Consider the following 516-nt stretch of genomic DNA (forward strand, 5'->3'; position numbering starts at 1 on the left):
TTGAAGTAATGATTCACGACATTCGAGAGGTAGGTAGTATTCGTGCCGATTGCAAAAAGAAGATATTACGCTGATTATCAGTGGTATTGGAGGAAGAGAAGCGGTTCGGGATTTATCCCTTATTTTATATAGGTTCTATATAAATATTGGAGGTATTCCACGATTCCATCAAGAGAAATAATACTAACAGGAAAGGGAAGAAACGGGATGTTATCAGAGTAAAACGAAAGAGGCATACAGTCCTCACACGAATGTTATACTGTCAAATAAAGCAACCAATTCTTATAGAAAAAAGCTTGTCGATTCTCGTTTTATTATGTTCCTGCAAAATCCGGCCTCTCTAAATAAAATCCCCCGCCTTCTTGTCCGGTTCCCATTAAAAGATTATCTTTGTTGAAAATAAAGCGGTATGGGAAAATTTATCAACCCTTTTACGGACGTGGGTTTCAAGAAGATATTCGGTCAGGAGGTCAGCAAGGATTTGCTGATAGACTTCCTGAACGACCTGCTGGTGGG

Annotated in this window: 1 protein-coding gene; it reads left to right on the forward strand. The window is 39.1% G+C overall.

The genetic code is table 11. The annotated features are described in order from the left end of the window. Nucleotides 1-409 precede the first annotated feature (409 nt). Nucleotides 410-516, forward strand: a 107-nt coding sequence (locus IR173_RS18335; RefSeq protein WP_237040846.1) for an Rpn family recombination-promoting nuclease/putative transposase, incomplete at its 3' end; no start/stop codon positions are given.

Origin of the sequence: Phocaeicola faecalis, assembly GCF_021730445.1 — a bacterium.
Taxonomy (GTDB): domain Bacteria; phylum Bacteroidota; class Bacteroidia; order Bacteroidales; family Bacteroidaceae; genus Phocaeicola; species Phocaeicola faecalis.